Origin of the sequence: Paenibacillus sp. FSL P2-0121, from assembly GCF_037975345.1 — a bacterium.
In the GTDB taxonomy this organism is placed as follows: domain Bacteria; phylum Bacillota; class Bacilli; order Paenibacillales; family Paenibacillaceae; genus Paenibacillus_AQ; species Paenibacillus_AQ odorifer.
The window spans coordinates 5,341,987-5,357,137 of record NZ_CP150245.1; the positions used below are offsets into that span (position 1 = coordinate 5,341,987).

Sequence of the window (15,151 nt, forward strand, 5' to 3'; positions counted from 1 at the left end):
CCCGCATTTTACAAAGCCGCATGATTGCAACCATACTAATTCTCTTCTGCTGTACTTTGTTTCCGTTACAACCTGTGAAGTACTTGTCTGCCGATCCTAGCGGTGATTTTTTCAATTCTGCTATACCAGATAATGAAGAAACCCGTAAACTACTTGAACAGACCTTGTCTTCTGCAGAAATTGAACGTGAAATCATCAAGATTACAGCCGAACAAAAAGCACTTGAACAAAAGGTAGAAAGCCTGAACAGACAAGCTACCCAGAAAAAAACAGCCATTGCGGACCAACAGGAACGGGCAGGTGCAGTTGTGCGTTCTTATTATATGGGGGATAGAGATAATCTTCTGGCCGCGTTTTTTTCAGCAAAAAGTATCAGCAGATTCCTGGCTCTGTTCGATTATTATGAGATTATTATTGGAAATGACCGCGATATTCTCTCACAATATGAAGAACAATATAAGGATTTGAAGGATACCCTTCAGACTGCGAAGCGAAACTCGGAAGAGCTCGCCCGATTGCGTACGGCTCTGGAGGAACAGCAAGTTCGGGTAAACGCGCTCAACAAGGATATTGAGGGTGGGATTAAAAATAGCAGCGATCCTGAAAATATGAGTACTCTACTTAAAGAATTCACATTATATTGGGAGAATATCGGCCTGCACGAGGTAAAAACTTATTTCAAGGCGTTATCCTCCGCAATGAATAAACTACCACAGTTTGTTCAGAATCGAGAGGGTGTACTGACCCGAAAAGGAATGACTTATGAGCTAAACCTGAAGGAAGAGGATCTGAATGAATTTTTGCAATCGCAGAATTCGCTGTTTAAAGACTTCGCCTTTCATTTCAATGACGGATCGATTACTGCCACTGGAAAAAGCGGAGCGCTAGCCCTTTCACTGACCGGTCACTATACCATTCAGGAAGAACCGATCAACGGCCTTATATTCCAAGTCGATCATATTGTATTTAACGGTCTTGAATTGCCTGACACAACAAGAAAAACGTTGGAAGAAGAATTTGACTTAGGCTTTTATCCAGGCAAAATAGTATCTTTCCTTCGTGCCACGGCAGTAGATAGCCAAGAGGGCGTCTTGCATGTTAAGCTTTCCATTTCATTTTAGGCCTTCTTTTAGAAATTCTTTATAGCCTTCCGCATCTATCTGCCCTGTTAATAGTAACGATACAGCTTCAACAACCTTACTCCAGCCGCCCTGTGACTCATCCTCCGGGGCGGTTTCTTCTGTCAGCAATAGCTCAACATCGAAAGGAAGCTTGTATTTAAAAGCATGCTCCGAACGATAAAGAACATCAAGCGCCGGCAAGCTCCCCGTATTCTCCAACCAATCCAGCTGAGCATCCTCTGAGGTGATAAAGGTCAGCCAATTCACAGCTTCCTTTGGACTTTGAGATTGAGCTGGAAGGGCAAAAGATCGACTGTAACAGGATTCAAACCCACCCCCATTATTAGCAGTCAGGGCCGGTACAGCAGCAAGGGATGAATTTCCATGCTTCTGCCACTCGGATAACGGTAATGAAGCAACGGCGACACTACCTCCTTGTAGCATATCCCAGACATCTTTATTGTAGCGGCTGGTGAGATAAAAATAACTGCGGGCGTTCTGAATCCAATTCAACACCTCTTGGTTATCTGCTAACAAGCTGCTATTCATGCTCTCCATTACCGCTGACAATCCATAAGGATTGCGGGTATCCATCGCAAGTAAATATTTCCCTTGCTCTTTTAGCACATTCTGAAGCAGGATATTCCACTCTTCGAGGCTTTTGGGTAATGCATTAAAACCCAGCTCCGCCAGCCGTTGTGGGGAATAAACAAGCACGTAAGGATCTATATCTAACGGGACTCCCCAATTATATCCATTCCACTGCATCCAGGGGATCAACTGTGTTAACGGTGCACTCCCCGGAACGCTCTGATACACATCCATCGGCAATAAATATCCACGTGTGGCCCAGTCCAGAATGCTTCGTCCATCTGCCATGACTATATCCGGGCTGTCCCCGATCGTTAAATCATGCTTCAATACCTCATCGGCATCCTCCATATCCACATTGCTTAAAATAACCTTTACTCCACTTTCTAAGGTATAACGGTTGCTAAGGAGCTCCAGTTCACTAAATTCTTCGCTATTTAAAGATACTCTTATGTGTAAGCTATCTATAGTTCCCTCATCTCCGGAAGAGGGATGAGTCGACTGACTTTGTGGTCTTTTCATAGGACGTGGATCGTTACTGGTACTCAATTCCATACTGGGCGACAGGCTTGTCAGCGATAGTAGTAAAATTGCAAAAAGCAGCCAATAATTTTTGCGTTTCAGCACGATTTCCCACCTTCCCTTTTGATTTGTCTCCCCTATTTTACCAAACCCTCCGGTGCTTGTCTTTAGTTTGTGAAACCGTTCTCTTTCTATTATATGGGTGATACGCCAGAGGCATTAAAAATAGGAAGGTGATCTGACCGCCATTACAAGAAAGCTTTGGACTTCCGATCGCTGTTATCCTCAGATTTCCTGATTTAATTACCGCATCATGCGGTTAAAATCCGAGGATAAAGGCGAACGCTTCGCTTTTACAGTTCCAAACTTTCTTTCCATGGCTCTAATCACCACAACCAACTTTAAATTCCTCTGCCGTTTCCGGGCGGGCAGGAAAAAGCCGGGAGTGTTTGCTTCTCCCGGCTGAAAATAGGATTGATGAACGGTTAGAGTAGATCCGCGGCCAATTGCGCCAAGCGGGAACGCTCACCTTTTTCCAAAGTAATATGTCCGCTAATCCCTTGCTGCTTAAACTTCTCGACGATATAGCTCAGTCCGTTGCTCGCAGCATCCAGATATGGATGATCGATTTGCTCCGGATCGCCCATTAGAATGACTTTACTTCCTTCTCCCGCTCTGGAGACAATGGTCTTCACCTCATGACGGGAAAGGTTCTGCGCCTCATCAATAATAATGAACTGCGATGGGATTGAACGGCCGCGAATATAGGTTAAGGCTTCTACCTGTATACTTCCTAGCCCCATTAAGATTTTATCGATATCGCCAGCTTTTTTGGTATCGAACAGGAATTCCAGATTATCATAAATAGGCTGCATCCAGGGTCTAAGCTTCTCATCCTTCTCACCGGGCAAGTAACCAATGTCCTTACCCATAGGAACAACCGGACGGGCGATAAGCAATTTTTTGTATTTATGTTCATCCTCCACTTTGAATAGTCCGGCTGCAAGCGCCAATAACGTCTTCCCTGTCCCAGCCTTACCCGTGATCGTTACGAGTGGGATTTCATCATTTAGCAGCAGCTCCAGTGCCATTCGTTGTTGAGCATTACGGGCGCTAATCCCCCAAACCGAATCATTGCCCAGATAGAGTGGCTCCAGACGTGTGGCATCACTATTCACTTTGAGAAGAGCTGATTTGCCAGTGCCAATCTCATCCTTGAGAATCACAAATTCATGAGGGTACAACGGATACGACAACGCAAGCTGTTTTACCGTCAGAGAGCGGTGACTGTAATATTCATCAATCAATGCGGGATGAACCTGCAGAGATTGGTAACCAGTGTATAGTTCATTTAAGTCTCCAGTACGATCTGACAAATAATCCTCTGGCGTAATTCCCAGAACATCCGCTTTAATACGAACCAGTACATCCTTGCTCACAAGCACAACGGGACGCGGATCGGGCTTCTCATTCTCTTCATTCAAATAATTGAGAGCAACAGCCAAAATCCGATTGTCGTTAGACACCTCGCCAAACATTTCCTGTACCTTCACAAAACTGCGATGGTTAAGTTCTACCTTCAGCTTGCCTCCATGCTCCAGTTCCACACCACTATGCAAATGACCTAGTTCCCGGAGTCCATCAAGCAATCGGGATACCGTACGGGCATTCCGACCGATTTCGTCAGCATTGCGCTTCTTGGAGTCGATTTCTTCCAGCACAACAGCCGGAATAACCACCTCATGCTCCTTGAAAGAGAAAATTGAATTGGGGTCGTGCAAAAGCACGTTGGTATCTAGCACAAATATCTTGTTCATATTATCCCCTCCACAGCGCCTGGTTTGATTGATCATACATAACTCTTTCCGCCAAGGGAAAAGATATGGTACAGAAACGATTCTTTGGCTGAAAGGAGTAATCACATATGAGAAAATCAATATGTCTGTTGCTGGTACTGCTGCTACTGACAAGCTGCGGTATCGCTAATAAAAAGACATCACCCTCTCCTCAGAATAAACAATCTGCGAATGCTGTAAAGGGTACGGGGAACCATGAGGTTCGGCAATTGTCCAATGATGGTGCGACTAATCCTAAAGCCACCTCAAAAGCTGGTCAAGCCGTCAATGTTAATGGAGAAAGTGAAATTGCACTTAAGGATCATTTTGAACAGTTGGCCAAAAGAGTTCCCGGTGTAAATGGCGCACACTGTGTAGTCATGAACAAAGTTGCCATAGTTGGTCTTGATGTAGAAGGTTCTCTGGGCCGTTCACGTGTAGGAAGCATCAAATATTCTGTAGCGGAAGCCATCCGCAAAGACCCAAGAAGTGTACGGGCGTTTGTCACTGCGGATATGGATCTCTCCAGCAGATTAGCGGAAATGAGCCGCCATATCTCCAAGGGACATCCGATATCCGGATTCTCATCCGAGCTGGCCGATATTATCGGACGAATCATGCCACAGCTGCCAGAGGATACCAAGCCGCAAAAAAATGCACAGTAGAGGTTAAGAACAAAAGATGTTCTTTGAGTTCAAAAAAAGCCCAGTGATATTTTCACTAGGCTTTTTTCATGGCAGCAAATACTTGTCCGTCCAACTTCTCAGCGGCACGTCCATCATAAACTTTCGCATATCTTGGGGCGGAGTCCAGCTGCGCGCCGTAAAAAAGCGCGTTGCGGACCGCTTGAATTTCAACATCAAAACAGCACATCTTAAAAGGAACATCTTCTAGCGGGTCCTGCCTTACAGCAGCACTACCGTTAATGGCATAGACAGTTCCTTCACCAAACACAGTTATAGTTATTAATGGATTAACCTTCATATTATTCACAAGTCTTGAACGATGATCAATAGCCAAACGCACAGTACTAGGACTAACAGCATAAAGCCACGAAATAGCTGTGGATGTAGGACCGCCTGTCTCCGCATCAACTGTGTTTAGAAGAACAAAGGTTTCCGATTGCAGCATCGATAGCAAAGTTTCATTCAGCTGAGCAACGGCTTCGGACATAAGTACTGGCCCCCTATGCGACGTTAATTCATTCGATTTATTATATTATAGCACAGGCTGAAACTTGCATTCAATTTTAGCTATGGAAGATATTAAGGTCCTCAAGGCGTCTCAGCAGCTGTCGAATCAGCTCCCGTGGAAATTCCTGCAATCCGATCCTGCAAGCTTTTCTTAGCGGCCTCAAACTCCTCATCATTAATATATACATATGGACTTCGCCACGTTCCAGTAACCGGCTTGAATTCGATATTCTCTTTGGAAATCTTCCAATACGTCGCAATCATATCTTTGATTTGCGAATTTTCGATATCTGTCTTCATGTTACTGTCCACTGCATCAAGCACCTTGCCGATTTTTAATACGCCACCAAGCGATTGCATCTGATCCACCAGACTGTTCAGAACTTCGTTCTGGCGTTTGTTGCGATCAAAATCATCTGATGCGTTGGTCTTAGGCTTGCAATTGGATTTACGATACCGCACATAGTCCAGTGCATTTTTTCCATCCAGCTCTGCCGGACCCTTTTTCAGATTGATATTCGTGCCATCCACAGTGTCTGTATAACACATATTTTCACTAATATTTACTTCGACTCCCCCAAGCTCGTCCACTACATCACGGAAGCCCTGAAAATCAAGAATCGTTGTATAATCTACATCAATATCCAAATACTTACCCATCATCGTCTTCATCTCATCTTCAGCCAGTAGACCAGAGGATTTCTCCTTACCCTTGAAGCGAGCATAAAATTCATTAATTTTCGTCTTCTTATAGCCACTTAGCTCCACGTAGGTATCACGAGGAAGCGAAACAATAGTCGCTGATTTAGTCTTAGGATTAAGTGCTGCAACCATGATTACGTCAGTCAAATAAGACTCGTGTTTAGGTCTGTTATCCGTTCCCAGTATAAGCATTGTCAGTGGTTTTTCTGAAGCGGAATGCCCTGGAGCAACCGTACCCTCAACCCCTGCATTAAATACGCCATGCTCAAGCTTCCAATACAGATAACCGCCATAACCCAGCACGCCGAGGATCGCAATAATTAGCAAAGTTAACAATACTCTAACTAATCTGCCAAAAAAACCTCTCTTTTTCACTTTCTTTTTCGTTTTTTTCTTAGAAGCACCCTTCACAGGCTGTTTTCTATTAGTAGGTTGTTGCCCGTTTGCTCTTGGAGGTAAACCGCTGTTTCTTGTACTCATAATAGAATAAAGTCCTTTTCATTTCATTTAGAATTAGAATTGCTACATTAATTAGACGATCCTTAAGGTACAAAAGTTGCGATTACGATCTCTTCGCTGCTGCCGCAGCCTTTCTCTTCTGTCGAGCTTCTACTATATAACGTATCCGTACCATCAGCATTAATCCGACAGCAACCAACAGACACTGGATAATCGGAAGCTTATCATGTTGGAAAATGAGGAGCATGCCAGAGCCAATCGCCATCATTATGTAGAGCATGATTTCCTTGCCAATCGATAACTTTTGATTCACACGAAAGACTTGATTATAAACAAAAGTAAGCAATATAAAGATAACAATATAAGCGACGATTGGATGCTCAGCGAACCACACCTGCATAGATAACCGCACTCCTCCCAAATTTAAGATACGTTTACATTATATCATCAGTAGGGGAATTTTTTGTTTCTTATATTAAAAAAAGCCGCCGGATGCAATAATCCGGCGGTCTTATTCATAAGCATGTGTTTACGCGTTGGCTTGTGCTGTTTTACGTTGTTTCTCTACACGTTCGCGTTCGCCTTTGTTCAGAATCTTTTTACGCAAACGAATTGATTTAGGTGTAATTTCACAATATTCATCATCGTTCAAATATTCAAGTGCGCCTTCCAAAGAGAAGGTGCGTGGTGTCTTCATTTTTACAGTATCATCTTTTCCTGAGGTACGCATGTTGGTAAGTGCTTTTTCCTTACAGATGTTAACGATAATATCGTTATCACGGGTATGCTCGCCTACGATCATACCTTCATAAATTTCTGTACCTGCATCCAAGAAGAGAATACCACGATCCTCAACACCCACGATTCCGTATTGAGTTGTTGATCCAGTCTCACTTGCTACAAGCACACCTTGATGACGTCCGCCAACTTGACCAGCAACCAGTGGAGCGTAGCTGTCAAAAGCATGGTTCATAACGCCGTAACCGCGTGTCAAAGTCAAGAAGTAAGTGTTGTAACCAATCAATCCACGTGCAGGAATCAGGAACTCCAGACGTACTTGACCCGTACCGTTGTTAATCATATTGACCATTTCGGCTTTACGAGTACCCAGACTCTCCATAACAGAGCCCATGCTCTCTTCTGGAATATCAATCATTAGACGCTCAAGCGGCTCCATTTTGACACCGTCGATTTCTTTAATGATTACTTGTGGTTTAGAAACTTGCATTTCATAACCTTCACGACGCATATTCTCGATCAGAATACCAAGGTGAAGCTCACCGCGTCCAGAAACGATAAATGCATCAGGACTATCAGTTTCTTCCACACGCAAACTCACGTCTGTTTCAAGTTCTTTAAATAGACGCTCACGTAGTTTACGGGAAGTTACCCATTTACCTTCTTTACCAGCAAAAGGACTGTTATTCACTAGGAATGTCATTTGCATGGTTGGCTCGTCAATCTTCAGAACCGGAAGTGCTTCAGGGTTTGCAGGATCAGCAATGGTCTCACCAATATTGATGTCCTTGATCCCTGCAATAGCAACGATATCCCCTGCGCCCGCTTGCTCTGTTTCAATACGTTTCAAACCTTGGAAGCCGAACAATTTCTCGATACGTGCAGTTTTGCTCTTACCATCACGCATAATAACTGTTACAGATTGACCTTGTTTGATCACACCGCGGTTAACACGTCCAATCGCAATACGACCCAAGTATTCGTTATAATCCATCAACGTTACGAGGAATTGAAGCGGTTCTTCAACACTTTCGGTTGGAGCTGGAATATGTTCAACAATGGTTTCGTAGAGCGAAAGCATCGTTTCATCTTGTTTCTCAGGAACCATGCTTGATGTACCATTAAGAGCAGATGCATAAACAACAGGGAATTCCAATTGTTCGTCATTTGCTTCAAGTTCGATGAACAAATCGAGCACTTCATCAATAACTTCCTTAGGACGAGCAGCTGGACGGTCAATCTTGTTCACGACAACGATCGGTGTAAGTTTTTGTTCCAATGCTTTACGCAGAACGAATTTCGTTTGCGGCATGCAGCCTTCATAAGCATCAACAACCAGCAATACACCGTCAACCATTTTCATGATCCGTTCTACTTCGCCACCAAAGTCAGCATGTCCAGGTGTATCCACAATGTTGATCAAAAACTCTTTATAAGTAATTGCTGTATTTTTAGCTAGGATTGTAATTCCACGTTCCCGTTCGATATCATTAGAGTCCATAGCACGTTCTTGCAAGTGCTCATGGGCGCTGAAGATCCCCGATTGTTGAAGGAGCTGATCGACGAGTGTTGTTTTGCCATGGTCAACGTGGGCAATGATCGCAATGTTGCGAATATCTTTTCTTGAATGCATGATTTGTATCCAAATCCTCTCATTTATCAAATTAAAACTGTTAAAATTCATAGCATGTCACGGCAGTCTCACAAAAGAAGCGCCAGGCAGAAAGCCGACGCTTCAACATAACATTAATATTATAGTGAAAGTACCATGAAAAGCAAGTCTTTTTATGAAAAAACAGTTACCAATTTCCGTTTTTTTTCACAAGATCCTACAGCAATTAGCTTCGATACCATCTATTCCGGCCACGTGCTCTGCCTCGACCGGTAATCAGCCAAATTCCTACAGCTATTAATACAATCCCGATCAGGTAGATCGCGCCGGTGCCCATAAGGCTGAAAATACAAAGCGCAAGGCTTAGTAAGCCTAATGTTACAGCAATTGCTGACAGGCCACCCGTCCGTCTAGGTTCATAGATGGAGTATTCATACAAGCCCACGGCAAGACCAAGCAACAGCACAGGCCATAAGCTGCTCATAAGCCCCCATCCCCAAATATTGCAGAGGCCAAACAACAAACCATACACCGTTAATATCCCGGCAGGAACCAATACCGAGGCCGAAGCACGACGGCTGAAAAATAACATGTGTAGTACTATTCCTGGAATTAAAATCACTAGAGGCCAAAGCGCGCGCCCCAAAAATCCGAAGACGCCCAGCTTACCTAATAAAATCACGATGCCAGCAGCAACAATAAAAATTCCTAGCTGTATATCTTTCTTTGAAGACATCCTTCACCCATCCCTTCAATTTCACGTCTACCTCATTTCCTCGTCACCTTATAGCCTGAAAGCGACAGGATTCTTACTCATATATTATCCGAAACATACACAAAATGCCATCACTCCCTGTGATTAATCAGTGTCGATAACCGCTTCTGATCACGCAAAAAAAACGGACAATTCCAATTTATGGAGATGTCCGTTTAGTATTGCCTTTTATTGCAATTTATTAACCTGCAGATGTTTTTCTGCGTTTTATTGCTCCCGTAACGACAACTAATATTCCTAAGGCAATGGGCAAATAGGAATGTGAGGAAGGGAACAAAAAGGAGAGCATCGTCCCTAATTTTGCATCCTGAAGCAACATATCCCCTGCTGTAAACGCCAATATATAAGCACCGATAAATACGAGCACTGGAAACCGGTGTAGCCAGCCTACAATAATGCCGCTTCCCCACACTACTATCGGAATGCTAAGGGCAATCCCGATGACAATTAAAGCCAAATCTCCTTTAGCTACTCCTGCAATAGCTAGTACATTATCCAGGCTCATAATGAAGTCTGCTACAAGAATCGTTCGGATTGCTTTCCAGACTGAGGATGATTCCCTTACTCTGAGATCCTCCTCTTCCTCCAAAAGCAGCTTGAACGCTATCCATAGCAGCAGCATTCCCCCTCCAGCCTGAATATAAGGGATTTTTAATAGCAATACCGCAACAAAAGTAAGCAAACACCGCAGAACAACTGCGCCTGCTGAGCCCCACCATACTGCAGTCTTTCGGTGCTTCGCCGAAAGATCCTTGCTGGCCATTGCGATAACCATTGCATTATCTCCGCTCAGCACCAGATTAATCATCAATATTTCACCAAGGAGCAATAATGAATCCATTCGCACTTACCTCCCCGAGTCACATGTAACTACTTGTATGTTCGGAAATGACAAGCTATGCTTCCTGTCCAACTTTTTTTGAGCGTGAACGCATGTTGGCTCCTTTTTTTGCGTATACAAAACTAAGCATATTTTGAAGCTCAATCTAACAAACTTGGGAGTGACTTTGCTTTGAATACATCCATTTGGGAGTTTATATTATCGCTGCTCAACATTATTTTTCTAGATCTTATTTTGGCGGGAGATAATGCCATTGTGATCGGTCTTGCGGCGCGTAATTTACCGTCAGACACGCAAAAGAAGGCTATCGTATTTGGAACAGCAGGTGCTGTAGTGTTGCGGATCTTCGCAACGATTCTGGTCGTATGGCTGTTGAAAATCCCCTGGTTACTGCTTGCCGGAGGGATTTTACTCATTCTGATTGCCTATAAGCTGTTAACCAGTGAGAACACTTCAACAGATATCAAGGCAGGTCAAAGCTTGTGGTCCGCTGTAGGGACAATCATTTTAGCTGATGCTGCCATGGGCCTTGATAATGTGATCGCCATTGCCGGAGCTGCCAAGCATAATATCTCACTGGTTATCATAGGACTGCTGATCAGTGTCCCCATCGTTGTGTGGGGAAGTACCCTTTTTATTAAATTAATCAACAAATATCCATGGATCATTTATATTGGTTCTGCTGTCTTAGGTTTCACTGCTTCAAGTATGATTACGGATGAACATCAGCTTGCGCCATTTTTTGATCATCATCCGCTGCTCAAATATCTGTTTATAATCGTGATCATTATAGGTATTTTGGCAGCGGGACATTGGAAACGCCAATCAAAACCAGAAGAGCCTCAGGAGGGCACAATCGTCTAAACCACAAAAAAACTGCCTCAGAACGTAGATTTCACTACGCTTCAAGGCAGTTTTTTGGTTTATTATTTTAGAACCATTCTTCCTGTAATCCAGCCTCGACACTTACAACATCACTAGGCTTCTCATCTCCATAGGGAGTGATTAACACGGTCTCTGTGGCTTCAATCGCCGCTTCCAGAAGTTCAGAATATCCCGGAAGCGTAGCCTCTATCTTATCCACAATCCGTAAATTCGGATTTGTTGTAGGTGATTTTGGAACAAATAAAGTACAGCAATCCTCATAAGGAAGGATAGACAAATCATAGGTACCGATGTTCTTCGACAGGTCCACAATATCACTTTTGTCCATCATTACCAGCGGACGCAGAAGGGGCAGGGTTGTCGCCCGGCCAATCACGTTCATGCTTGGCAAGGTCTGGCTAGCGACTTGTCCCAGACTATCCCCGGTTACAATCGCCAATGCACCTTCGCGCTCAGCAAGCTGGGTAGTAATTCTCAGCATTGCCCGCCGCATCAGTGTAATAATCAGATTATCCTGGCCGATGCCGGTAAAGGAAGTCTGCACTTCAGTAAAGGGTACCAGATGCAGCTTGATTACACCCGCATAACGTGACAATACCCGCGCAAGATCCACAACTTTTTGTCTAGCAAGCTCGCTTGTATAAGGATAACTGTAGAAGTGCACGCACTCCACTTCAAGTCCGCGCCGCATGGATGACCAGCCTGCTACGGGACTATCAATGCCACCGGACAGCAATAACATCGCTTTTCCGTTAGTGCCTAATGGAAATCCACCTACACCGGCAATATTTTCACAGAAAATATAAGTATGTCCCTGACGAATTTCGACCCTCAGCTCTAATTCAGGCGATTTAACGTCTACGGTGAGGCCAGGATATCCTTGCAATAGTGGTGTCGCGATCCGTTTATTCATCTCAATGGAGCCGTAAGGGAACTCTTTCCATACCCGCCGAGCATTAACCTTAAATCTGGTGCCCGGAGCAGGCGCGATTATCTCCAAAAATTGACGGCTGACCGCTACAATATCCTCAAGCTCTGACTTAGAAACCTTCACTGGACTAACTGAAGCAATGCCAAATACATTCTTCAGTGCTTGTACCAATTCAATCGCAGATTCCCCGTTCAATTCCACGTAAATTCTTCCGAATTCCTTGCTCAGAACTACGTTTGGATAAGGCTTAATCAATTCCTTCACATGACGCAGTACGGTTTTTTCAAATCGGGTACGATTTTTGCCCTTTAAAGTAAACTCTCCAAAACGCAGGAGCAGCATATCAGCGTATTCTATACTATGGGCTCTGCCTTCTGCAGATTCCTTGTTCATCATGCTCATTTGTTACTTCATTCCTCCTTCAGCAATCTTTAAAGCTTGTACCGCAGTGGTTAATGCTTGCTCAAGCGCAGCGACATCCTCATCTGTATGACTGTCGCCAAGGCTAATACGAATCCCACCTGAAGCACTGGAGACATCTTTACCCATAGACAATAATACACGACTAGGCTCAGCCAGTCGTGAGGAGCAGGCCGAACGGGTGGAGACAGCCATCCCCAGTTCCTCTAGCTTGCGGGCGAATACCTCTCCCTTCATGCCAGGGTAAGAGAAATGCACAATATGGGGAGCTCCATCCTCTCTGCTGTTTATAACAAATTCAGGAACGGTGCGCAAGAAGCGTAATAATCGATCTCGGAGTGGAACCAACTGGGCAACGAAGGTTTCGCGCTGCTCACCACTCATGCGGATAGCTTTGGAGGATGCGACAATCGCAGGTACATTTTCAGTTCCAGCGCGTTGTCCTTCTTCATGAGAGCCCCCTGTAAGCAATGGGAATAGCTTAATTCCCTCTTTGATATACAGTAATCCCACTCCACGTGGGCCTCGAAGCTTATGAGGAGACAGGCTATAAAGATCCACCTGCCAATCCTTTAAGTCAACTGCAAGCTTACCATATCCCTGAACACCATCTACATGAAATAAGGTTCGCGGATTCACAGCTTTAATCAGCTTCCCCATCTCTTTAAGCGGTTGTATCGTTCCAATCTCGTTATTGACATGCATCACACTAACAAGCACTGTGTCGCGCCGGACAGCAGCAGCTACGCGCTCAGGATCAACAACGCCAGTGCTATCGGGTGCTACAAAAGTAACCTCCCAGCCCATTCGCTGCAATTGCAGGAAACTCTCATATACAGAGGGATGCTCTATTTTTGTAGTTACCAAATGGCGACCTCTAGTCTGATATTGCAGAGCAGCGCCTTTTATCGCCAAATTATTGCTTTCCGTTGCACCAGAAGTGAATAGAATCTCCTGCGGTTGTACAGATAAAGCAGTAGCGCATACTTCACGCGACCGTCTGATCAGCTTACCCGCTTCACTGCCCGCACGGTGCAAAGAGGAAGGGTTCGCATAATGCAGCTTCATAATTTGTTCCATCGTCTGCACCACTTCTTCATAGGGCGGTGTAGCGGCGGCATAATCCCAGTAAAGCATATGTCAAATGTCTCCTTTACTTCGTTGAGTGAACTTATTATCGAAAAAGGATCAAACGGTGTTTCCCGTTTGATCCTTTTTATTATACCGCGTATTGAGCGCGAGCGCGTTCTATTTTAAAGATATAAGATTGTGTCTCTTTTGGAAGCAGGCTAAGTTTCTCCAATAATTCCTGATCATTGGTTACTCCCAGATCTGTTACCCGTCCCGGCCCTGCGTTGTAAGCTGCAAGTGCCATCTTTTCCTCTCCGCCAAAGCGTTTCAGTTGATAAGATAAATAACGTACGCCGCCATCAATGTTTTGCGCCGGATCGAACGAATCAGTAACCCCTAAGCCGCTCGCGGTCCCATCCATAAGCTGCATTAAACCTTTAGCCCCTGCCGAAGAGACCACATTAGGATTAAACGAAGATTCAGTATCAATCACTGCTTTGATCAGATCAATCGGCACGCCATATTTAGCACTCGCCTTCTGGATGAGATCATCATAGCTCGTAGGTGTGGAACCCGTTATTTCCCCGGAAATTATGTTATTGAAGGTTTCTGTTGTCCCGCCTATCTGCTGCCATAACAAGCTGCTGACTGAAGTTGCATCCGGGAGAGAAGTCAAATAGCTTGAACTTTCACTACTCGTTGACATTGCCTGAAGCATTGTCGCAAATCCAGAAGCTGAAACTCCCGTTGACCGTTCATTTCCATTCGCGGAGCTAGTTTTTTCGGTTGTAGCCTTAAGGTTGATCCATTTAAGCTGCCCTAACCCGTCGGTTACAGCGGGATTGATCTGCATGCTGGCGCACTCCTTTTTTGTCCTACTCGAATCATATATAAGGTTTCGCGTTGAAATTTCGATGAATTACGGCTTAATCTTACATTTTATCTGAGATTATTGCTATATGTTGGAATGAAAAAACAGACTTCAGACCCTGATATTTAGGTCTAAAAGCCTGTTTAGATCAAAGCCATTCAGTTCTTTTTAGCGCGCAAAGGGAATCATCACGAAGTAACTTAGTGTCGCAACAATCCCTAAGCCCATTGCCCATGCCCCAAGCGTTTTTTGCTCTTTAACATAGGAATAATAACCAACTACGGCAGCGATGGGTCCGAGAATAAAGGACCAGATGAACAATGAGGCGATCCCCATCCCCAGTCCAACATACCCCATTACCCGGCTTCCACTATATTCCGCTTCACTGTCCTTGCGTTCTTCCACTATCCGCGGGGCATCCCGAACCTGCATTGGAACCGGATTTACCTCAGCAGCGTATTCTTCGCGATGCTCTCTGTCCCGACGAGGATAGTCCACTCTCCGCGGACGAAGAATGACTTTTCTCGGACCAGATTGTTCCCGTGATGAGCTTGATTCATTATCCTTTTCTGTGTCCATTCTGG

The 15,151-nt window shown here is 44.5% G+C and carries 15 protein-coding genes; 3 read left to right on the plus strand and 12 right to left on the minus strand.

Translation table 11 applies throughout. From position 1 onward, the window contains the following. Positions 1-20: 20 nt before the first annotated feature. Complete coding sequence (locus tag MKY54_RS23645) at positions 21-1,121, plus strand: hypothetical protein (RefSeq protein WP_076185283.1); 1,101 nt, start codon at positions 21-23, stop codon at positions 1,119-1,121. Here the strand turns inward: MKY54_RS23645 and MKY54_RS23650 are convergent. Next, on the minus strand, positions 1,113-2,339 hold the full coding sequence (locus MKY54_RS23650; protein WP_076185253.1) for an extracellular solute-binding protein: 1,227 nt from the start codon (positions 2,337-2,339) through the stop codon (positions 1,113-1,115). The genes MKY54_RS23645 and MKY54_RS23650 overlap by 9 nt on opposite strands. A gap of 380 nt (positions 2,340-2,719) precedes the next feature. Continuing rightward, positions 2,720-4,051, minus strand: coding sequence for a PhoH family protein (locus MKY54_RS23655; RefSeq protein ID WP_036683710.1), 1,332 nt, complete (start codon positions 4,049-4,051; stop codon positions 2,720-2,722). Between the two features lie 107 nt (positions 4,052-4,158). On the opposite strand from MKY54_RS23655, the gene MKY54_RS23660 reads away from it, so the two are divergent. Further along, entirely contained in the window at positions 4,159-4,734 is a 576-nt protein-coding gene (locus tag MKY54_RS23660) for a YhcN/YlaJ family sporulation lipoprotein (RefSeq protein WP_339188140.1), read from the plus strand. Between the two features lie 55 nt (positions 4,735-4,789). Here MKY54_RS23660 and MKY54_RS23665 read toward each other — a convergent pair whose 3' ends face one another. The 6 genes from MKY54_RS23665 to MKY54_RS23690 all read right to left on the minus strand — a co-directional run bounded on the left by MKY54_RS23665 (position 4,790) and on the right by MKY54_RS23690 (position 10,389). After that, positions 4,790-5,242 (minus strand): pyridoxamine 5'-phosphate oxidase family protein, encoded by a 453-nt coding sequence (locus tag MKY54_RS23665; protein ID WP_076129033.1) that lies wholly within the window; start codon positions 5,240-5,242, stop codon positions 4,790-4,792. A 101-nt stretch (positions 5,243-5,343) separates the two neighbouring features. Next, entirely contained in the window at positions 5,344-6,444 is a 1,101-nt protein-coding gene (locus MKY54_RS23670; RefSeq protein ID WP_076129031.1) for an LCP family protein, read from the minus strand. A gap of 82 nt (positions 6,445-6,526) precedes the next feature. Continuing rightward, entirely contained in the window at positions 6,527-6,823 is a 297-nt protein-coding gene (locus tag MKY54_RS23675; protein ID WP_036683721.1) for a YlaH-like family protein, read from the minus strand. A 129-nt stretch (positions 6,824-6,952) separates the two neighbouring features. After that, positions 6,953-8,794, minus strand: a complete 1,842-nt coding sequence (gene typA / locus MKY54_RS23680) for a translational GTPase TypA (RefSeq protein WP_076129029.1) — start codon at positions 8,792-8,794, stop codon at positions 6,953-6,955. Positions 8,795-8,999: 205 nt separating this feature from the next. Next, a complete protein-coding gene (locus MKY54_RS23685) occupies positions 9,000-9,509 on the minus strand; it encodes a hypothetical protein (protein WP_076217856.1) in 510 nt (169 codons plus the stop codon). Between the two features lie 220 nt (positions 9,510-9,729). Continuing rightward, positions 9,730-10,389, minus strand: a complete 660-nt coding sequence (locus MKY54_RS23690) for a TerC family protein (protein WP_076136549.1) — start codon at positions 10,387-10,389, stop codon at positions 9,730-9,732. Between the two features lie 171 nt (positions 10,390-10,560). On the opposite strand from MKY54_RS23690, the gene MKY54_RS23695 reads away from it, so the two are divergent. After that, positions 10,561-11,253 carry a TerC family protein gene (locus MKY54_RS23695; RefSeq protein ID WP_076278783.1) on the plus strand — a complete coding sequence of 231 codons (693 nt, stop codon included), beginning with the start codon at positions 10,561-10,563 and terminating at the stop codon, positions 11,251-11,253. Between the two features lie 67 nt (positions 11,254-11,320). On the opposite strand, the gene thiI is transcribed toward MKY54_RS23695, so the two are convergent. The 4 genes from thiI to MKY54_RS23715 all read right to left on the minus strand — a co-directional run bounded on the left by thiI (position 11,321) and on the right by MKY54_RS23715 (position 15,146). Beyond that, positions 11,321-12,601 (minus strand): tRNA uracil 4-sulfurtransferase ThiI, encoded by a 1,281-nt coding sequence (gene thiI / locus MKY54_RS23700; protein ID WP_248549392.1) that lies wholly within the window; start codon positions 12,599-12,601, stop codon positions 11,321-11,323. A 9-nt stretch (positions 12,602-12,610) separates the two neighbouring features. After that, positions 12,611-13,762 (minus strand): cysteine desulfurase family protein, encoded by a 1,152-nt coding sequence (locus tag MKY54_RS23705; RefSeq protein ID WP_076129021.1) that lies wholly within the window; start codon positions 13,760-13,762, stop codon positions 12,611-12,613. Positions 13,763-13,844: 82 nt separating this feature from the next. After that, positions 13,845-14,549 (minus strand): lytic transglycosylase domain-containing protein, encoded by a 705-nt coding sequence (locus MKY54_RS23710; RefSeq protein WP_038572880.1) that lies wholly within the window; start codon positions 14,547-14,549, stop codon positions 13,845-13,847. Between the two features lie 186 nt (positions 14,550-14,735). Then, positions 14,736-15,146: a hypothetical protein gene (locus tag MKY54_RS23715; protein WP_038572882.1), complete on the minus strand. Its 411-nt coding sequence runs from the start codon at positions 15,144-15,146 to the stop codon at positions 14,736-14,738. Positions 15,147-15,151 lie beyond the last annotated feature (5 nt).